At 71.2% G+C, this 19,615-nt stretch carries 18 protein-coding genes; 14 read left to right on the top strand and 4 right to left on the bottom strand.

Translation table 11 applies throughout. From position 1 onward, the window contains the following. Positions 1 to 34 precede the first annotated feature (34 nt). From mftA to HD557_RS26330, 11 genes are all read left to right on the top strand, one after another. Complete coding sequence (mftA, locus tag HD557_RS26380) at positions 35 to 139, top strand: mycofactocin precursor MftA (RefSeq protein WP_008355686.1); 105 nt, start codon at positions 35 to 37, stop codon at positions 137 to 139. Continuing rightward, positions 139 to 423 carry a mycofactocin biosynthesis chaperone MftB gene (gene mftB / locus HD557_RS26375; RefSeq protein WP_008355688.1) on the top strand — a complete coding sequence of 95 codons (285 nt, stop codon included), beginning with the start codon at positions 139 to 141 and terminating at the stop codon, positions 421 to 423. Before mftA ends, mftB begins: the two co-directional genes overlap by 1 nt. Next, on the top strand, positions 420 to 1,664 hold the full coding sequence (gene mftC / locus HD557_RS26370; protein ID WP_196876051.1) for a mycofactocin radical SAM maturase: 1,245 nt from the start codon (positions 420 to 422) through the stop codon (positions 1,662 to 1,664). The genes mftB and mftC overlap by 4 nt, the downstream gene beginning before the upstream one ends. Next, positions 1,661 to 2,863: a pre-mycofactocin synthase MftD gene (gene mftD / locus HD557_RS26365; RefSeq protein ID WP_196876050.1), complete on the top strand. Its 1,203-nt coding sequence runs from the start codon at positions 1,661 to 1,663 to the stop codon at positions 2,861 to 2,863. Before mftC ends, mftD begins: the two co-directional genes overlap by 4 nt. Further along, the gene (mftE, locus tag HD557_RS26360) at positions 2,847 to 3,542 is read left to right on the top strand and encodes a mycofactocin biosynthesis peptidyl-dipeptidase MftE (protein ID WP_196876049.1); all 696 of its coding nucleotides are present in this window, start codon (positions 2,847 to 2,849) and stop codon (positions 3,540 to 3,542) included. The genes mftD and mftE overlap by 17 nt, the downstream gene beginning before the upstream one ends. 13 nt (positions 3,543 to 3,555) lie before the next feature. Continuing rightward, positions 3,556 to 4,962 carry a mycofactocin biosynthesis glycosyltransferase MftF gene (gene mftF, locus HD557_RS26355; RefSeq protein WP_196876048.1) on the top strand — a complete coding sequence of 469 codons (1,407 nt, stop codon included), beginning with the start codon at positions 3,556 to 3,558 and terminating at the stop codon, positions 4,960 to 4,962. 101 nt (positions 4,963 to 5,063) lie between these two features. Further along, complete coding sequence (gene mdo / locus HD557_RS26350; protein WP_008355702.1) at positions 5,064 to 6,356, top strand: NDMA-dependent methanol dehydrogenase; 1,293 nt, start codon at positions 5,064 to 5,066, stop codon at positions 6,354 to 6,356. Positions 6,357 to 6,454: 98 nt separating this feature from the next. Next, positions 6,455 to 7,648 carry an AAA family ATPase gene (locus HD557_RS26345; protein ID WP_196876047.1) on the top strand — a complete coding sequence of 398 codons (1,194 nt, stop codon included), beginning with the start codon at positions 6,455 to 6,457 and terminating at the stop codon, positions 7,646 to 7,648. Between the two features lie 19 nt (positions 7,649 to 7,667). Next, positions 7,668 to 9,188 carry a VWA domain-containing protein gene (locus HD557_RS26340; protein WP_196876046.1) on the top strand — a complete coding sequence of 507 codons (1,521 nt, stop codon included), beginning with the start codon at positions 7,668 to 7,670 and terminating at the stop codon, positions 9,186 to 9,188. Beyond that, on the top strand, positions 9,185 to 10,105 hold the full coding sequence (gene mftM / locus HD557_RS26335) for a mycofactocin oligosaccharide methyltransferase MftM (RefSeq protein ID WP_196876045.1): 921 nt from the start codon (positions 9,185 to 9,187) through the stop codon (positions 10,103 to 10,105). Before HD557_RS26340 ends, mftM begins: the two co-directional genes overlap by 4 nt. A 243-nt stretch (positions 10,106 to 10,348) precedes the next feature. Continuing rightward, complete coding sequence (locus HD557_RS26330) at positions 10,349 to 10,954, top strand: acetate uptake transporter (RefSeq protein WP_196876044.1); 606 nt, start codon at positions 10,349 to 10,351, stop codon at positions 10,952 to 10,954. A 25-nt stretch (positions 10,955 to 10,979) separates the two neighbouring features. On the opposite strand, the gene HD557_RS26325 is transcribed toward HD557_RS26330, so the two are convergent. Genes HD557_RS26325 through HD557_RS26310 form a run of 4 tightly spaced genes read right to left on the bottom strand, consistent with a single transcriptional unit; the run spans position 10,980 to position 15,530 of the window. Then, positions 10,980 to 11,678 (bottom strand): MadR family response regulator transcription factor, encoded by a 699-nt coding sequence (locus HD557_RS26325; protein ID WP_008355712.1) that lies wholly within the window; start codon positions 11,676 to 11,678, stop codon positions 10,980 to 10,982. A 19-nt stretch (positions 11,679 to 11,697) separates the two neighbouring features. Beyond that, the gene (locus tag HD557_RS26320; RefSeq protein ID WP_196876043.1) at positions 11,698 to 13,065 is read right to left on the bottom strand and encodes a MadS family sensor histidine kinase; all 1,368 of its coding nucleotides are present in this window, start codon (positions 13,063 to 13,065) and stop codon (positions 11,698 to 11,700) included. A 10-nt stretch (positions 13,066 to 13,075) separates the two neighbouring features. After that, entirely contained in the window at positions 13,076 to 14,317 is a 1,242-nt protein-coding gene (locus HD557_RS26315; RefSeq protein ID WP_196876042.1) for an iron-containing alcohol dehydrogenase, read from the bottom strand. A 1-nt stretch (position 14,318) separates the two neighbouring features. Then, complete coding sequence (locus HD557_RS26310; RefSeq protein ID WP_008355718.1) at positions 14,319 to 15,530, bottom strand: helix-turn-helix domain-containing protein; 1,212 nt, start codon at positions 15,528 to 15,530, stop codon at positions 14,319 to 14,321. 146 nt (positions 15,531 to 15,676) lie between these two features. On the opposite strand from HD557_RS26310, the gene exaC reads away from it, so the two are divergent. Genes exaC through acs form a run of 3 tightly spaced genes read left to right on the top strand, consistent with a single transcriptional unit; the run spans position 15,677 to position 19,610 of the window. Further along, positions 15,677 to 17,200: an acetaldehyde dehydrogenase ExaC gene (gene exaC / locus HD557_RS26305; RefSeq protein WP_196876041.1), complete on the top strand. Its 1,524-nt coding sequence runs from the start codon at positions 15,677 to 15,679 to the stop codon at positions 17,198 to 17,200. Further along, complete coding sequence (locus tag HD557_RS26300; RefSeq protein ID WP_196876040.1) at positions 17,200 to 17,592, top strand: DUF779 domain-containing protein; 393 nt, start codon at positions 17,200 to 17,202, stop codon at positions 17,590 to 17,592. The genes exaC and HD557_RS26300 overlap by 1 nt, the downstream gene beginning before the upstream one ends. 47 nt (positions 17,593 to 17,639) lie before the next feature. Further along, positions 17,640 to 19,610, top strand: coding sequence for an acetate--CoA ligase (gene acs / locus HD557_RS26295; RefSeq protein WP_196876039.1), 1,971 nt, complete (start codon positions 17,640 to 17,642; stop codon positions 19,608 to 19,610). Positions 19,611 to 19,615: the final 5 nt, after the last annotated feature.

Raw genomic sequence — 19,615 nt, 5'->3', positions numbered from 1 at the left:
TGTGCGAACGGTCACAACGTGAGAGGAGCAGCAGATGGAACCCCAGAACGAGTCGAACCCGGTCGACATCGCCAGCGACGTCGCCACCGAGGACCTCATCGAGGAGGTCTCGATCGACGGAATGTGCGGCGTCTACTGATGCCCGATCGCATGCTCGAGGAGCCGTGGACACTCTCGCCCTCGGTGGCGCTGCGTCCTGAACCGTTCGGGGCTCTCGCCTACCACTTCGGCAACCGGAAGCTGACCTTCCTCAAGCGGCCGGAGCTGGTCGAGGTGGTGCGGCTCCTCGAGCATCACCCCCGTCTCGGCAGCGCGCTCGATGCCGCCGGCATCCCGCCGGAGCAGCACGACGCGTACGCAGCGGCGCTCCGCGCCCTCGCCGAGACCGACATGATCCGCCCCCGTCACCAGGAGGCAGTGTGACCATCGCACCTGAACGCCCCAGCACTCCCACGGGCACTCCCACAGGCCGTCCCGAAGGCGGCACCCTCGTCGAGCAGTTCGAGTTCGGGCTCGACGCCCCGATCTGCCTGACCTGGGAGCTGACGTACGCCTGCAACCTCGAGTGCGCCCATTGCCTGTCGAGCTCGGGCCGGCGCGACCCGCGCGAGCTCAGCACCGAGCAGTGCAAGGCCGTCATCGACGAGCTGCAGCGCATGCAGATCTTCTACGTGAACATCGGCGGCGGGGAGCCGACGATCCGCCCCGACTTCTGGGAGCTGGTGGAGTACGCCGTCGACCACCAGGTCGGCGTGAAGTTCTCCACCAACGGCTTCCGGATCACCCTCGAGCGCGCCGCGTTCCTGGCCTCGACCGACTACGTCGACGTACAGATCTCCCTGGACGGCGCGACGGCGGAGGTCAACGACCGGGTCCGGGGCGCGGGGTCGTACGACACCGCGCTCAAGGCGCTCGCGAACCTTCGCGACGCCGGCTTCACCGACGCCAAGATCTCCGTGGTCTGCACCCGGGAGAACATCGGCCAGCTCGACGACTTCAAGGCCATCGCCGACGAGTACGGCGCCACCCTGCGCCTCACCCGGCTGCGTCCCTCGGGGCGCGGCGCGGATGTCTGGGACGAGCTGCACCCGCTGCCGGAGCAGCAGCGTGAGCTCTACGACTGGCTGATGGCGCACGGCGACAACGTCCTCACCGGCGACTCCTTCTTCCACCTGGCCGCCTACGGCGAGTCCCTTCCGGGCCTCAACCTGTGCGGCGCCGGGCGGGTGGTGTGCCTGATCGACCCGGTCGGCGACGTCTACGCCTGCCCGTTCGCGATCCACGACCAGTTCCTGGCCGGCAACCTGCTCGGTGAGGGCGGTTTCCAGGAGGTGTGGCAGTCCTCCGAGCTGTTCACCGAGCTGCGCTCGCCGCAGACCGGTGGCGCCTGCACCAAGTGCCAGCACTTCGACGCCTGCCGCGGTGGCTGCATGGCCGCCAAGTTCTTCACCGGACTGCCGCTGGACGGGCCGGACCCCGAGTGCGTCCAGGGCTACGGCGAGACCGCGCTGGCCGGCGACCGGCTCGTTCCGCCGGCGAGCAAGGACCACTCCCGCAGCCAGGCCAGCCGCAACGCGCCGGTGCTGCTCAATCTCGGTGCCACCAGGCGGCGCCCCGTCTCCGCCTGCAACGAGGACCCGCTCGCCGGAGGTGACCTGTCGTGAAGCTCGAGAACCCGTGGAAGAAGAACCCGTGGTTCGAGTCGGTCGCGGTCGCCCAGGAGCGAGCCCGCCGCCGGCTGCCCAAGCCGGTCTACGGCGCGCTGGTCGCCGGGTCCGAGCGCGGCCAGAGCATGACCGCCAACCAGGACGCCTTCGCCGACCTCGGCTGGGCACCTCACGTCGTGGGACAGCACGCCAAGCGCGACCTCGGCACGACCGTGTTCGGCCATGCGATCCCGTTGCCGGTCCTGATCAGCCCCACCGGGGTCCAGGCCGTGCACCCCGACGGCGAGGTCGCGGTCGCCCGCGCCGCCGCGGCCCGCGGCACCATCATGGGGCTGTCCAACTTCGCCTCCAGGTCCGTGGAGGAGGTCGCGGCGACCGGCGCGACGACGTTCTTCCAGATGTACTGGACCGGCGATCGCGACACCATGGTCCAGCGCATGCAGCGGGCGCACGCCGCCGGTGCCCAGGGCCTGATCGCCACCCTCGACTGGTCGTTCTCGATCGGCCGTGACTGGGGCAGCCCGGAGATCCCGGAGAAGGTCGACCTGCGGACGATGATGAGACTGGCCCCGCAGGTCGCGGCCCGGCCTCGGTGGGCGTGGCAGTTCGGGCGTACGGGCTCCTTCCCCGATCTCACCGCGCCCAACCTCGCCCCGCCGGGCGGGAGCGCGCCGACGTTCTTCGGCGCCTACTACGAGTGGATGACCACCCCGCCGCCGACCTGGGACGACGTCGCCTGGATGCGCGAGCAGTGGCACCAGATCAGCGGCACGCCGTTCGTCCTCAAGGGCGTGTGCCGGGTCGACGACGCGCTCCGTGCCGTGGACGCCGGGGTCGCGGGCATCTCGGTCTCCAACCACGGCGGGAACAACCTCGACGGCACCCCGGCCGCGATCCGGATGGTCAAGCCGATCGCCGACCGCGTCGGCGAGCAGGTCGACGTGGTGATGGACGGAGGCGTACGCCGCGGCTCCGACGTCGTCAAGGCGCTCGCGCTCGGTGCGAAGGCGGTGCTGATCGGACGGGCCTACCTGTGGGGCCTGGCGGCCAACGGCCAGGCCGGGGTCGAGAACGTCCTCGACGTGCTCAGCGGTGGCATCGACTCGGCGCTGCGGGGGCTCGCGGTCGGGTCGGTCGCCGAGCTGCGGCCGGAGCATCTGATCGTCCCGGACGGCTTCCATGTACGCACTGGGTGACGCCACCTGGCCGCAGGTGCGCCGGGGCACGGTCCTGCTGGTGCCCGTCGGCTCGTTGGAGCAGCACGGACCGCACCTGCCGTTCGACACCGACACCACCATCGCGTCGGCGGTCACGCAGGGGGTGGCCGACCGGCTCGCGGAGCAGGGTGTCGAGAGCTGGGTCGCGCCACCGATAGCGATCGGCTCCAGCGGCGAGCACCAGTCCTTCGCCGGCACCGTGTCGATCGGGAGCGACGCGCTCCACCTGGTCGTGGTCGAGCTGGTCCGCTCGGCCCGCACCTGGGCCGAGCGGGTCGTGCTCGTCAACGGCCACGGTGGCAACGCCGCCGCGCTGACCAGCGCGGTCAACCAGCTCGCGTTCGAGCGGCAGTCGGCCTGCTGGCTGCCGTGCCGCACGGAGGACTACGACCTGCACGCCGGCCGCACCGAGACGTCGCTGATGCTGCATCTGCGTCCGGAGTCGGTACGCCTGGACCTGGCCGAGCCGGGCGACACCCGTCCGCTCGCCGAGATCCTGCCGGCGATGCGGGCGGGCGGCGTCGCGGCGGTCTCCGCCAACGGCGTCCTCGGCGACCCGACGGGCGCCACGGCGGCGGAGGGAGCGGAGGCGCTCACGACGATGATCGAGCAGACCACCATGGACGTGCTGGCGCCCGGCGGCGTGGCCGTGGGATGAACCGCTCCCGCCCGTGAGATACCCGATCGGCTTCCGCGCCCGCATCCGCGACGACGTACGCCGCATCGACGGTCGCCTGCTCGTCGGCGGCTCGCCGCTGCGTGCCGTCCGGCTCACCAAGGCGGCGCTGACGCTGCTGGCCGACGGCGAGGTCACCGTGGTCGACGCGGCGACCGACGCGCTCGCCGCCAGGCTCGTCGACGGCAACCTGGCCGATCCCGTGCTCGACGGGGCCGGCGTGGAGCCGGCGGAGCTGACCGTCGTGATCCCGGTGCGCGACCGGCCCGAGCAGCTCGACCGCGCGCTCGGGCCGCTGAAGGGCCTCCACCGCATCGTCGTCGACGACGCCTCGCTCGACCCCGACGCCGTCGAGCGGGTGGCCCGCCGCCACGGCGCCCACCTCCTGCGGCTGCCGGTGAACCTCGGCCCGGCGGGTGCCCGCAACGCCGGCCTGCGCGCGGTGCGCACCGCCTACGTCGCCTTCGTCGACTCCGACGTCACGGTCGAGGCGAGCACGCTCCTGGACCTCTCCCGCCACTTCGCCGACAGCCGCGTCGCCCTGGTCGCGCCGCTGGTCCGCAGCCGCGCGCGCAGCCGGCAACCGCGGTGGTTCGAGCGCTTCGACGAGGACGACTCCTCCCTCGCCCTCGGCACCCGCGCCTGCGTCGTACGCCCGGGTGCCGCGGTTGGCTGGCTGCCCAGCGCGTGCCTGGTGGGACGTACCGAACGGCTCGGAAAGGGGTTCGAGGAGACGATGCGGGTGGGCGAGGACGTCGATCTGGTCTGGCGGCTGGTCGAGGCCGGCGAGGTGGTCCGCTACGACCCCGACCAGGTCGCCTGGCACGACACCCGCACGACCGTCCGCGGCTGGCTGGGCCGCAAGTACCTCTACGGCACCGGCGGCGCCGACCTGGCCGTCCGCCACGGCCGCAAGGGCGCCCCGGCGGTGATGACAGCGAGCATGGCGGCCACGGCCGCCGCGCTCCTCGTGCATCGCCGGTGGTCGCTCCCGGTCGCCGCCGCCGGGATCGCCTACGGCCTCCTCTCGCTGCGCCGACGGCTGCCCGAGACCCCCGGACGCGACCGGCTCGCCGTCCAGCTGTGCGCTCAGGGCCTCGGCTGGACGGTGCGCCAGGAGGCCGCGCTGCTGCTGCGGCACTGGTGGCCGCTGACCGTGCTCCTCGCACCGCGCAGCGCCCTCGTCCGGCGTGCCCTGGTGGCCTCCCTGGTCGTCGACGTGGTCGTCGCCCGGGTCGACAACCCCGGCACGAGATACCGTCCGCTGGCCCGCCGGCTGGACGACATGGCGTACGGCGCAGGCCTCTGGGCCGGCGCGATCAGAGCCCGTTCGGTGACCTGTCTGCTGCCGCGCCGACCTGGCCAGAAGACCGGCCAGGGAGGCACCTCTCCCAACGGGTAGGTAGGCCCCTCCCGGGCCGGGCTGTTTCCCGTTCCTCGCCTGTTCGCGGCCCTTTCGCCGTACCTAATGTGCTGAGCGTCACACATCAACGGAGGTTTGCCATGCAGGTCGACGAACTACTCAAGCCATTCCCCATCAAGGAGTTCCACCCCTTCCCGCGCGCCCTCATGGGCCCCGGCGCTCACGAGATGATCGGTCCCGAGGCCCTGAAGATGGGCTTCCGCAAGACCCTGGTGATGACGTCCGGCCTGCGCGGCACGGACATCGTCACCAAGATCGTCGAGTCGATGAAGTACCACGGCCTCGAGGTCGTCGTGTACGACAAGGTCGAGTCCAACCCCAAGGACTACAACGTCATGGACTCGGTCAAGCTCTACCAGGAGAACGAGTGCGACTCGTTCGTCTCCATCGGCGGTGGCTCGTCGCACGACGCCTGTAAGGGCGCGCGCATCTCGGTCGCCCACGACGGCCGCAACGTCAACGAGTTCGAGGGCTTCAACATGTCCGAGAACCCGAAGAACCCGCCGCACATCGCGGTCTCGACCACGGCCGGCACCGGTTCGGAGACGTCCTGGGCGTACGTCATCACCGACACGACCACGGACCCCGACAACCCGCACAAGTACGTCGCCTTCGACGACGCCTCGGTCGCCAGCCTGGCGATCGACGACCCGGTGCTCTACTACGACTGCCCGGTCGACTACACCGCGCAGTGCGGCTTCGACGTCCTGGCGCACGCCAGCGAGCCGTACGTCTCCCGGATCAACTTCCAGCCGTCGCTCGGCAACGCGCTGCACGCGATCAAGCTGACCTCGGAGAACCTGCGCCAGGCGGTCTGGAACGGCCAGGACCTCGGTGGCCGTGAGGGGATGATGTACGCCCAGTACATCGCCGCCCAGGCGTTCAACTCCGGCGGCCTCGGCATCATCCACTCGATCAGCCACGCGGTGAGCGCCTTCTACGACACCCACCACGGCCTCAACAACGCGATCGCGCTGCCGCGGGTCTGGGCGTTCAACATGCCCACGCACTACAAGCGGTTCGCCGACATCGCTCGCGCGATGGGCGTCGACACCCACGGCATGACCGACGTGCAGGCCGCCGACGCGGCCCTCGCCGCGGCCATCCGGCTGCTGCGTGACGTCGGCATCACCGAGCGCTTCGTGGACGTCAAGCAGGACACGTACTCGAAGAACCGGCTCGGCCAGGGTCCGACGGCCTACTACGCCAACGCCAAGGAGATCGTCGGCGACGACTCGGACGTCGACCGGATCACCAACCACGTCCTCGGTGACGCCTGCACGCCGGGCAACGCCAAGGAGTGCACGTTCGAGACCGTACGTCCGGTGGTCGACCACTGCCTGAACGGCGACCTGGACGACCTGCTCGGCTGATCGGCCCAGCTGATCACACGAGCGTGGCGGGCCCGGCCGGCTGAGACCACCAGCCGGGCCCGCCGCCTCGGCCCCATCCATCACCTCGAGGAGTGCACGTGTCGACCACCACCGAACCGACCCAGGGCTTCACCGACGTCGAGGACACCCGCGCCCAGCTGGCGGCGTGCGGCTACCTCGCCGACGACCGGCTCGCCACCACGGTGTTCCTGCAGACCAGGCTGGAGAAGCCGGTCCTGCTCGAGGGCCCGGCGGGGGTCGGCAAGACCCAGCTGGCGGAGAGCCTGGCGACCGCGACCGGGCGGCGCCTGATCCGGCTGCAGTGCTACGAGGGTCAGGACGAGACCAAGGCGCTCTACGAGTGGGACTACGGCAAGCAGCTGCTCTACACCCAGATCCTGCGCGAGAAGATCGGCCAGGTCGTCGAGGACGCCGCCGACCTGAACGAGGCCGTCGAGCGGATCGCCAAGCAGGACTCGGTGTTCTTCTCGCAGCGCTTCCTGGCCGCCCGGCCGCTGCTCGAGGCGATCGACTCCGACACCCCGGTCGTGCTCCTCATCGACGAGGTCGACCGGGCCGACGAGGCCCTGGAGGCGGTGCTGCTCGAGCTGCTCGCCGAGTTTCAGATCTCCATCCCCGAGGTCGGCACGGTGACTGCCAAGACGATGCCGTACGTCGTGCTGACCTCGAACAACACCCGCGACCTCTCCGCCGCGCTCAAGCGCCGCTGCCTGCACCTCTTCCTCGACTACCCCGACGCGGTCCGTGAGCTGGAGATCATCCGGTCCAAGGAGACCGGTCTCGCCGACTCGCTCGCGGCCCGCCTCGTCGACATCGTCCGCGGCATCCGTGAGCTCGAGCTGCGCAAGGCGCCCAGCATCTCCGAGACCGTCGACTGGGCTCGTACGCTGGCGGTGCTCGGCGTCGAGGAGCTCACCGCCGACGTGCTCTCCACGACGCTCAACGTGGTCGTGAAGTACGAGCGCGACCTGAAGCGGGTCATGGACGCGCTGCCGCGGCTGGTCGACCCGAACGCCGAGGTGCCCGACCACCTGCACGGCCATGGTCACGGGCACGGCCACGGTCATGGCCACTCCCACGCCCCGGCTGCGGAGGACCGTGTCGAGGACGACGTCGACGGCCGCGCCGAGCGGAAGGCGAAGGACCAGCCCGGCCGGCACAACGCGGGCTACTACGGCGGCGCCGGCGGCACCGGGCCGCGTACGGCCCCGGCGGTGTCCACCAGCCAGGGGACCCGGGCGTTCCCGTCGACCCGCAAGCGTCCGGTCTGAGGCGGGATCGAGGCCCGACATGGAGACCGCACTGCACCGCTTCATCCGGCTGCTCCGGCTCTACGGCGTACGCGTGAGCACCGCCGAGGTGATCGACGCGATGCATGCGGTCGCCCAGCCCGGGGTGCTCGAGCAGCGCCACCTGCTCCACGCCGCGCTGACCGCCAGCCTGGTCAAGGACCGCCGCGACCTGGACACCTTCGACCTGGTCTTCGACCGGTTCTTCGGGCTGCGGCCGGTCGTCGAGGAGCCCGACGAGCACGGGCACACCCACGACGACCTCTCCGACGACGGACAGCTGACCGACTTCACGCTCTCCGAGGAGCCGGGCGAGGTGCCGGAGGACGGGCACAGCCACGGCAAGCCGGACGACATCAAGGAGTACTTCAAGCCCGAGGACATGGCGCAGCGCTACAACCTCCACCAGGAGGCGAACAAGATCGACATCGCCGCCCTCACCGACGAGATCGTCCTCTCCAACGACCCGAAGTCCAGCCCCGGTGAGGCCGCGCGGGTCCAGCTCTCCACGAGCCGGATGCACAACCCCGGCAACCCGGGCGACCTGATCCGCGACGCCGGGATGCAGCTCGACACCGAGCTCTCGGTGCAGGAGGAGATCGCGCTGCTGAGCTGGCTCGAGGAGCGCGAGCCAGACAGCGGCATCGACGACGACGACGCCCTCGCGGAGCTCCGCAAGGCCCTCTCGCCGTGGCTGGCCACGCTGCCGGAGCGGATCCGCGACCACCTCGAGCGGCTGATGAGCATGGAGCGCGAGATCGAGTCGCGCGAGATCCAGGCCGCCCAGGCCGAGACCGTCGCCGAGCACGACCGGGCCGCGCTGGAGGAGTCGCTGCGGCGGCTGCTCAGGAAGCTCCACGGAGCCCCGCGCCCGCGGCGTACGGTCGCCGCCCGCGGCATCGTCGACGGCCGCCGGACGATGCGCACCAACATGAAGTACGACGGGGTGCCGTTCCGGCCGGTCACCGTCGCCAAGGCGCACGACCGGCCACGGCTGCTCGTGCTCTGCGACGTCTCCCTGTCCGTACGCTCCACCGCCCGCTTCACCCTGCACCTGCTGCACAGCCTGCAGTCGGTGGCCACCTCCGTGCGGTCGTTCGCGTTCGTGAAGGACCTGGTCGAGATCACCGACCTGTTCGCCGAGCACCGGATCGAGGACGCGCTGTCCCTGGTGCTCTCCGGACTCCCGGCCGGAGGCGTGCTCGACGTGGACGCCGACTCGGACTACGGCTCCTCGTTCGAGCAGTTCCTCGAGCAGTTCGGCTCGGCGGTAAACCGCAGGACCACGCTGGTGATCCTCGGCGACGGGCGCGGCAACGGCAGGGATCCGGGCTTCGCCGCGTTCGAGGAGCTCACCCGGCGCGCCCGGTCGACGATCTGGCTGACCCCCGAGCCGCGCTACTCGTGGGCGCTCGGCGGCTGCGACCTGCCGGAGTACGCGGAGTGGTGCGACAAGGTCCAGGTCGTCCGCAACCTGCGTGGGCTGGACAACGTGACCCAGACGATGTCGGCCGGGCGATGACCACCCCGCCCGGCGAGCTCGGGGTGATCGACGCTCTGCGCCCCGGCCCCGAGGCAGGGGTCTACCGCGACGAGGTGGTCAGCGTCCGGGCCTGGCAGGGCCCTCGGCCGCGTCGCCATCTCGGGACGATCCGCACCCGCCACTTCGACGTCCACCGCGAGGGCCACCAGGTCCACCTGGTCCACTGCCTGCGGGCGGAGCAGATCGACGACGACCTCTCCGGGCTGCTGGCCGAGGAGCTGTTCCAGCCCGGTTGGCTGCGTGGTCCGGACCTGTTCGAGCGGCTCTTCACCGGCGTCGTGATCAGCAGCGCCCCCGACCCGGGGCAGGCCTGGGCCGCGTTCTACCGCAACACCCTGCGCCACGTGGAAGAGGCGCTGGAGCGCCCCGGCCCCGCTCCCGCGGGTCACGGGACCGTCGCCGAGTACGCCCCCGTCTACCGCTTCGTCGAGCAGCAGCTGGCGCGTGGCTCCGTCCTCGAGGTCGGCTGCTGCTTCGGGTTCCTCTCGCTGCGGCTGGCCGCCGCGGGCCGGGACGTGACCGCCTCCGACCTCTCCGCGGGCACCGTCACGCTGCTGCGCGCCGCCGCCTCCCGGCTGAAGGTCCCGCTCGCCACGCGCGCCGCCGACGCCACCCGGCTGCCGTGGGCCGCCGACGCCGCCGACAACGTGCTGCTGATCCACCTGCTCGAGCACATCGAGCCGAGCCTCGGCGACCGGGCGGTCGCCGAGGCGATCCGGGTCGCGCGTCGCAGAGTCGTCATCGCCGTACCCCTCGAGGACGAGCCCGACGAGACCTGGGGACACGTCCGGACGGTGTCGCTGGACGACCTCGCCGCGTGGGGCGAGGCCTCGGGACACCCGTACCGGGTCGTCGAGCACCACGGTGGCTGGCTCGTCGTCGACACCGACCGCTGATCGCTCCTCGCCGGTCGACCTGTCCATCGACGACGCGGACGCTCGCCACGCCGGCCGACCCCGCGTCAGGCCTGGTCACAGGCGGGTTCGACCTGTCCGTCGGCCGCACGCAACCGGGTGGGAGGCCTACCCGAGGGCAGGTGTGCGACCGCCCACTCGGTGGGTCTGTCGGTGTGTCGTACGTCACTACCTTGAGAGGACCGTAGCCCAGCCCGGACCACGGCTCACTCCCTGGAGGAACTGATGACGAACACATCCATCGATGCAGAGGTGCCCACGGTGCAAGGCACCACCCCGACGGCCTGGGGCGACCCGTTCCCGCTCGGCCTGGCCAGCTTCGGGATCTCGGCGCTCGTGCTGTCCAGCGTGATGTCGGGACTCGTGGACGCGGCCGCCCTGCCGGCGGTGCTGCCCCTCGCGCTGGCGCTGGGCTTCGCGACCGAGCTCCTGGCCGGTCTGGTCCACTACCGGCGTGGCGAGACCTTCCCGGCCCTGGTGTTCACCGCGTACGCCGGCTTCTGGCTCTCCTATGCGCTGCTGGTGCAGTTCTACGGACCGATGGTGACCGCGGACGGCGCCGCGATCACCGGGATGTTCCTGCTCGCCTGGGCGCTGTTCACGTCCTACATGCTGCTGGCGGCGCTGCGCACCAACACCACCACGATCGTGATCTTCGTGCTCCTGGCCGGGGTCTTCTACCTCGCGGCCTTCGGGTCGTTCCTCGGCAGCGCCGGTCTCGGCAAGACCGCCGGCTACGTGCTGATCCTGGACGCCGTGGTGGCGCTCTACGCCTCGGCCGCGATCATCGTGAACACGACCTGGGACCGCACGGTCCTGCCGGTGCCGTGATCTCGCTCGGCCGTCGGGCCGTCGGTCAGAGGAGTCCCATCTTGGACGCCTCGTACACCGCCTCGGCCCGGCGGCTGACGCCCAGCTTCCGCAGGATGTTGCCCACGTGGAACTTCGCGGTGGTGTCGGAGATGTAGAGCCGGTGGCCGATGGCGCGGTTCGACAACCCGTGGGCGAGCAGCTCCAGCACCTCGAGCTCGCGGCTGGTGAGCTCGGAGTCGTCGCTGGTCACCGGCATGTTCACGCCACGGATCATCGCCGCCGCGGAGCGCGCGTCGAAGGCGCTGCCGCCGCTCGCGACGTCCCGGATCGCCCGGACCAGCCCGGTGGTGTCGACGTCCTTGACGACGTAGCCGCGGGCGCCGGCGCGGATCGCCTGCATCACCAGCTGCTCGTCGAGGAACGTGGTCAGCACCAGGATCAGGGCTTCCGGATGGCGCTGGGTGAGCGCCGCGCAGAGCTCGAGCCCCTCGGCGTCCGAGGACGAGGAGAGCTTCAGGTCGAGCAGCACGATGTCCGGGCGGGCGCTGTTGACCCGGGCGAGCGCCTCGGCCGCCGTCGCCGCCTCCGCGACGACCCGCAGCCCGGGCTCGCGCTCCAGGATCGAGCGCAGACCCTGCCGCACGATCGCGTGATCATCGACCAGCAGTACGTCGATGCCGGCCGTGGTCCGGTCCGGGACCGCTGGGGCGGGGACCGCCTGGGGTGGGCTGAGCATGGTCATGGGTTCCTCCTCGAAGCGGCTACTGCGGGTCCTCGATGAGCCCGCAGATCGTTCCTCGGCCGCGGTCCACGACCGGCAGCGGCACCCGGAGCTCGACTCGGACCCCGCCGAGGTGCGAGCGGCGGAACGCGACCGTGCCGCCGAGCTCGCTGATCCGGGTCTCGATGTTCGCCAAGCCCCGGTGGCGGCCGTCGATGGAGGCGCCGCGCTCGAGACGCAGCTTCCGGGCGAGCAGGCCGGGGTCGCCGCGGCCGTCGTCGGCGACGCCGACGTAGAGCTCGTGCTTGCGGTAGCGGAGCCGGAGCACGGCCTGGGTGGCCTCGGCATGGATGGCCACGTTGAAGAGCGCCTCGCCGACCGCACGGGCGATGTCGTGCTTGGCCTCCGCGGGCATCGGGCACACCTCGCCCTCGACCCGCACCGACACGTCCAGGTGCGGGCGATGGTGCTCGGCCACCTCGTGCAGCAGCTCCGGCAGCGAGGAGACCGTGTCGCGATGCGGCTGGTGCAGCGCGTAGATCGCCCGGCGCAGCTGCTCCACGGCGTCCTGGGTGAGCTGCTTGGCGGTGTTGAGGAGCTCGGTGATCCGCTCGCCGGCAGGCCCCAGGTCCTCCGTCTCGCCCCGCGCGACCTCGACCGACATCCCGGCCGAGAGCACGAACTGGGTCACGCTGTCGTGGAGCTCCCGCGCGATCCGGTGGCGCTCGTGGTCGACCAGCTCGCGCTGCCGGGCCACCAGCAGCCGCTCCTCGGCCTCGCGCAGCTCTCGGGTCCGCTGCTCGAGGTCCCGCTCCCGGGCGCCGACCTCGTCGTAGAGCCGCTGGGCACGCCGGTGCTGGGCGAGCCCGGCCTGGTACTGCTCGGAGGTGTGCAGGGCCACCGCGGCCTCGTTGGCCAGGATCCGCAGCACCGACAGGTCTCCGGGCTCGGGGTCGTCCGCGAGCCCGTGGAGGCCGACCAGGCTGCCGATCATGACGCTCTCCAGCGTCATCGGCACCCGCACCCAGCGGGCCGGCCCCGGCGCCCCGGTGGCATGGCCGGCCCGGATCGCGCCGAGCTCGCGGCGTACGACGGCGGGGAGGTCCTCCTCGTCGCCCACCACCCGGCCGTCCTGGTCCACGACGATGAACCGCGGCCGCGCTCCCGTCAGGTGGCCGTCGGCCAGCGCCAGGATCGTCCACTCCGCGGCGAGGTGTACCGCGGCCGCGCGGGCCACCTCCTCCAGGAGCGCCCGCGGACCCTCCACCGTGCGCACCAGCGCCCGGGAGATCGAGTCCATGGCGCGTACGGCCTGCTGCATCCGCTCGTCGGAGCGCAGGAACGCGCGGTAGTAGGAGCGTTTGCCGGAACGTACGCCGGTCAGTGCTGCCAGGTCGGGGGCGCTCACGGGACTGCCTTCACAGGGCTTCCCGGAAGAGCGCGTGGATCTCGGTGCGGCTCGCCGGTCGTGGGTTCGTCGTCAGGCAGGCGTCGTCGAGGGTGGTCACCGACAGGGTGTCGAGATCGGTGTCGGTCACCCCGAGATCACGCAGACCTCGGGGCACGCCGACGTCGTCGGCCAGGCGTCGCACGTGGTCGGCCAGCATCTCGGCCGCGACGTACCCGGGGACGCCGTCGACCGGCAGCCCGGCCGCCCGGGCCAGGCCGACGAACCGCTCGGGGACCGAGCGTGCGTTGTAGCGGATCACGTGCGGGAGCAGCACGCCGTTGACCACCCCGTGCGGGGCGTCGAGCAGCCCGCCGACCTGGTGGCTCATCGCATGGGTCGCCCCGAGGATCGCGTTGGTGAAGGCCAGTCCGGCCTGCAGGCTCGCCTGCGCCATCATCGCGCGGTGCTCCATCGCGCCGGGGTCGGTGATGGTCGAGCGCAGGTGGCGGCAGACGAGGGCGACCGAGGCCATCGCGTGCCCGTCGGCCAGCGGGTTGTGCGCCAGCGACACGTACGACTCGATGCCGTGGGTCAGCGCGTCCAGGCCGGTCGCGGCGTTGAGCGCCTCCGGCATCGTGGTCAGCAGCCGTGGGTCGGTGATCGAGACGTCCGGCACCAGCGCCCGGCCCATGATCGTGATCTTCACCCGGCGGTCGGTGTCGGTGACGATGCAGAACTGGGAGACGTCGGCCCCGGTCCCGGAGGTGCTCGGGATCATCAGCATCGGCGGGATCGGCCGGGCGATCTGGTCGATGCCGGCGTAGTCGAGGATGTCGCCGCCGTTGCCCGAGAGCACCGCGACGCCCTTCGCGGCGTCCATGCAGGAGCCGCCGCCGATCGCCACGATGACGTCGGCCTCGGTCTCGACGTACCTCTCGTAGGCGCGGCGTACCTCGTGGTCCTTGGGATTCGGCGTGACCTCGGTCCACAGCACCGGGGCGAGCCCCTCGGCCCGCAGCAGCCGGAGCAGCTCGTCGACCCAGCCCGCCTCGACGATCCCGGGATCGGTGACGACGAACGGCCGCCGGGCACCGAGCCGGGCGGCGGCGTAGCCCGCCTCCCCGAGGGAGTCGGGTCCGAAGACCACCTCGGGTGCCTGAAACTTCACCACCTGGTCGAGCGGGGCGGTCGGTGGGACGGGCTCGTGCCGGGGAGGGGCCTCCCGGGTGCGGGCGATCACTGCTGTCGTGGCTCCGGCTCCGGCGCTCATCTCAGAGACCCACCTCGCGGTCCAGCCGGGCGATCTGACCGTCGGCGAGCGCCATCAGCGGGGAACCGGGCGGCAGCAGGTCCTGGAGGCGGAGCCACATCTCGTAGTCGTCGGCGCCCCACGCCGACCGGGTCCAGGTCGAGACGAGGTCGGGCTGGCCCGACTGGAGCACCGCGGCACGCAGTTGCTGCGCCAGGGTCTCCCGCAGTCGTACGACGCCGGGCGCCACCGAGCGCGGCAGGATCGGGCCCCGATAGCAGCGGAGTGCGCCGGCGACGTCGCCCACCGCGAGCCGGGCCTCCACGCCGAGCCAGTCGCCGGTGACCTCGGTGGTGAGCCGGTAGGGCCGGGAGGCGAGGAACTCCTCGCCCAGCAGGTTGCGCAGCCGGTTGAGCTCGGCGCGGAGCGTCGAGGAGCCACCGTCGTCCTCGTAGAGCAGGACGGCGAGCTCGTCGCCGGAGAGCCCGCGCGGGGCGCTGGCGAGGAGCAGGAAGATCTCGCTGTGGCGCGGCGAGAGCCGCAGCTGGGCGCGATGGCCACGGCCGTCGTCGATCGAGAGCAGCAGGTCCTGGCGACCCAGCGTCTCCACGGCGATGCGCGCCCAGCCGGGCCGGGTCTCGGGCTGCCTCGGGAGCAGCTGCTCGCGCGCGAGCTCGGACTCCGCGAGCCTGGCCGCGGCGCGCACCATCGCCATCGTCTGGGGCACCACGATGGAGTCACCGCCGGTGATGTCGAGGACGCCGAGCAGGCGGGAGTCGCCCGGGTCGTGGATCGGGGTGGCGGCGCAGCTCCACTGCTGGACCGAGCGCCGGAAGTGCTCGGCGGCGACGACACTGGTCGGCCGGTCGAGCCGGAGCGCGAGGCCGGGTGCGTTCGTGCCGGCGAGCCGTTCGTCCCAGTTGCTCCCCTCGACGAAGCCGATCCGCTCCGCGCGCCGTAGGGCTGCCGGAGCCCCGCACACCCAGAGCAGCTGGCCGGCCTCGTCGGAGACGGCCATGATCGCGTCGCAGTCGCGCGCCGCCTGCCCGAGCACGTCGTCGAGCAGCGGGAACACGCGCGCCAGCGGATGGGCGGCACGTACGTCTCGCAGCTGGTCCTCGGGGAGGGTGATCGGCGCGCACGTGTCGTCCGCGGTCACCCCGGCGGCGGCGGACCGGTGCCACGAGTCCGCCACGGCTGCGCGCATCGAGGCGCTCTGCTTCGTATCGCTCATCCGGACCTCCTCTGGTGACGAGGGTCACATTTGAAGGTTGCATTCACGTTGCATCGGTTCCGCAACGTGGCTGCAACCTCGGCGTTCCTAGCGTCTGTGACCACGATCACGCCCCAATGCCTGACTTTGCCTGAGGAGAATTCCCGATGACCGTATACGCAGCTCCCGGCCAGCCCGACTCGCTGGTCACCGTCCAAGGCCGCTACGGCCACTACATCGGCGGCCAGTGGGTCGACCCGGTCAAGGGCGCCTACTTCGAGAACATCTCGCCGGTGAACGGCAAGCCGTTCACCGAGATCGCCCGGGGCACGGCCGAGGACATCGAGGCCGCCCTGGACGCCGCACATGCCGCCGCTCCGTCGTGGGGGAAGACCTCGACGACGGAGCGGGCCAACATCCTGCTCAAGATCGCCGACGTGATGGAGGAGAACCTCACCGCCATCGCCGTGGCCGAGACCTGGGAGAACGGCAAGCCGGTCCGCGAGACCCTGGCCGCCGACATCCCGCTCGCGATCGACCACTTCCGCTACTTCGCCGGCGTGCTCCGTGCCCAGGAGGGCACCATCGGCGAGATCGACGAGAACACCGTGGCGTACCACTTCCACGAGCCGCTGGGCGTCGTCGGCCAGATCATCCCGTGGAACTTCCCGATCCTGATGGCGGTCTGGAAGCTCGCCCCGGCCCTGGCCGCCGGCAACGCGGTCGTGCTCAAGCCGGCCGAGCAGACCCCGTGGTCGATCCTCAAGCTCGTCGAGCTCGTCGGCGACCTGCTGCCCGCCGGCGTGCTCAACGTCGTCAACGGGTTCGGTGTCGAGGCCGGCAAGCCGCTCGCCTCCTCGCCCCGGGTCGCGAAGGTCGCCTTCACCGGTGAGACCACGACCGGCCGCCTGATCATGCAGTACGCCAGCCAGAACATCATCCCGGTGACCCTGGAGCTCGGCGGCAAGAGCCCGAACATCTTCTTCGACTCCGTCGCCGCGGAGAAGGACGCCTTCTACGACAAGGCGCTCGAGGGCTTCACGATGTTCGCCCTCAACCAGGGCGAGGTCTGCACCTGCCCGTCGCGTGCGCTCGTCCAGCGCTCGATCTACTCCGACTTCGTCGGCGACGCGATCGCCCGGGTCGAGAAGATCAAGCAGGGCAACCCGCTCGACGACACCACGATGATCGGTGCCCAGGCCAGCAACGACCAGCTCGAGAAGATCCTGTCCTACATCGAGATCGGCAAGGACGAGGGCGCCAAGGTCCTCACCGGTGGCGAGCGGAACATCCTCGAGGGCGACCTCGCCGAGGGCTACTACGTGCAGCCGACCGTCTTCGAGGGCGACAACTCGATGCGGATCTTCCAGGAGGAGATCTTCGGCCCGGTCGTCTCGCTGACCGGCTTCGACGACGAGGCCGACGCCCTCAAGGTCGCCAACGACACCCTGTACGGCCTCGGTGCCGGCGTCTGGTCGCGCGACGGGTCGCAGGCCTTCCGGGCAGGCAAGGAGATCAAGGCCGGTCGCGTCTGGACGAACTGCTACCACGCCTACCCGGCCCACGCGGCCTTCGGTGGCTACAAGCAGTCCGGCATCGGTCGCGAGACCCACAAGATGATGCTGGACCACTACCAGCAGACCAAGAACCTGCTCGTCAGCTACAGCCCCGACGCCCTCGGGTTCTTCTGATGAGCGCGACCCACGCCTCCTCCCTTCCGGCGCGGGTCGCCGTGACCGACGAGGCGGCGGACCTGCTCCGCCGTCTCGTCGGTATCCACGGACCGGTCATGTTCCACCAGTCCGGTGGATGCTGCGACGGCTCCGCCCCGATGTGCTACCCGAGCGGCGACTTCATGCTCGGCGACGCCGACATCCACCTGGGCGACCTGGACATCGGGCTGGACCCGCAGGTGCCCGTCTGGATGTCGCGCTCGCAGTTCGAGTACTGGTCGCACACCCACCTCACCATCGACGTCGTCCCCGGACGCGGCGCCGGGTTCTCGCTGGAAGCGCCCGAGGGCGTGCGGTTCCTGATCCGGTCGCGACTGTTCACCGACGACGAGGCCGCCCTGCTCGGCTAGCCGGCCTCACCCGCCATCCCCTCCCGCCCCGAAGGAAGCACGACGCCATGACCGACCTGACGATCCCCAGCAAACCGACCCGCTTCGAGCCGCCGGCCGAGCTCGCCGCTGCCGCCAACGTCACCGCCGAGGCGTACGCCCGTGCCGAGTCCGACCTCGAGGGCTTCTGGGCCGAGCAGGCCGAGCGGCTGACCTGGGCCGAGCCGTTCACCGAGGTGCTGGACTGGTCCCGGGCCCCCAGCGCGCGGTGGTTCGCGGACGGGAAGCTCAACGCGGCGTACAACTGCGTCGACCGTCACGTCGAGGCCGGTCGCGGCGGCAAGGTGGCCTTCCACTTCGTCGGCGAGCCCGGTGACACCCGGGACATCACCTACGCCGAGCTCAAGGACGAGGTGTCCCGGGCCGCCAACGCGCTGACCTCCCTCGGCGTGGGCAGCGGCGACCTGGTCGCGATCTACCTGCCGATGATCCCCGAGGCCATCGTCGCGATGCTGGCCTGTGCCCGTATCGGCGCCACCCACACCGTGGTGTTCGGCGGGTTCTCGGCCGAGGCCCTCGCCTCGCGGATCGAGGACTGCCGGGCCAAGCTGGTCATCACCTCCGACGGCGGCTACCGCCGCGGGGCGCCGTCGGCGCTGAAGCCGGCCGTCGACGCCGCCCTGTCGCGGCTGGGCAGCCAGAGCCCGGTCGACCACGTCCTCGTCGTGCGCCGCACCGGGGAGTACGTCCCCTTCGACGACGCCACCGACCTGTGGTGGCACGACGTCGTCGACAGCGCCTCCCCCGAGCACACGCCGGAGGCGTTCGACGCCGAGCACCCGCTGTACGTCATGTACTCCTCGGGCACGACCGGCAAGCCCAAGGGCATCCTGCACACCACCGGCGGCTATCTGACCGGCGCGGCCTACACCCACCATGCCGTCTTCGACCTCAAGCCGGACACCGACGTCTACTGGTGCACCGCCGACATCGGCTGGGTCACCGGACACAGCTACATCGTCTACGGCCCGCTCGCCAACGGGGTCACCCAGGTGCTCTACGAGGGCACGCCGGACAGTCCGCACCGGGGTCGCTGGTGGGAGATCATCGAGCGGTACGGCGTGACCCTCTTCTACACCGCCCCGACGGCGATCCGGACGTTCATGAAGTGGGGACGCGAGATCCCGGACACCTACGACCTCAGCTCGCTGCGGCTCCTCGGGTCGGTCGGCGAGCCGATCAACCCCGAGGCGTACCTCTGGTACCGCAGCGTCATCGGCGGTGACCGCTGCCCCGTCGTCGACACCTGGTGGCAGACCGAGACCGGGCAGATGATGATCAGCCCCCTGCCCGGGGTCACCGCCGGCAAGCCCGGCTCGGCGATGCGGCCGCTGCCCGGTATCGGCGCCGACGTGGTCGACGAGGAGGGTCGCTCGGTGCCGAACGGGTCCAGCGGCTACCTCGTCCTCACCAAGCCCTGGCCCGCCATGCTGCGCACGCTGTGGCAGGACGAGGACCGCTTCGTCGAGACGTACTGGACCCGCTTCGCAGATCTCGGCTACTACTTCGCCGGCGACGGCGCCAAGAAGGACGAGGACGGCGACATCTGGATCCTCGGCCGCGTCGACGACGTGATGAACGTGTCCGGCCACCGCCTCTCCACGAGCGAGATCGAGTCCGCCCTGGTCTCCCACCCGCGGGTCGCCGAAGCAGCCGTCGTCGGCGCCGCCGACGAGACCACCGGTCAGGCGGTCGTCGCGTACGTGATCCTGCGCTCGGGGGACGGCAACACCGGTGAGGCGCTGGTCCAGGAGCTGCGCAGCCACGTGGCCAAGGAGATCGGGGCCATCGCCAAGCCGCGGCAGATCACGATCGTCCCGGAGCTGCCCAAGACGCGGTCCGGGAAGATCATGCGCCGCCTCCTGCGCGACGTCGCCGAGGGGCGAGACGTCGGTGACACCACCACGCTGAGCGACCCGAGCGTCATGGCGCTGATCGCGAACCGCGAGGCCGACGACACCGAAGCGGCGGCGGGATGAGATGG

The organism is Nocardioides luteus (assembly GCF_015752315.1).
Lineage (GTDB): Bacteria > Actinomycetota > Actinomycetes > Propionibacteriales > Nocardioidaceae > Nocardioides.
Note: the sequence above shows the minus strand (reverse complement) of the source record. Positions and strands in the feature narration are given on the sequence as shown.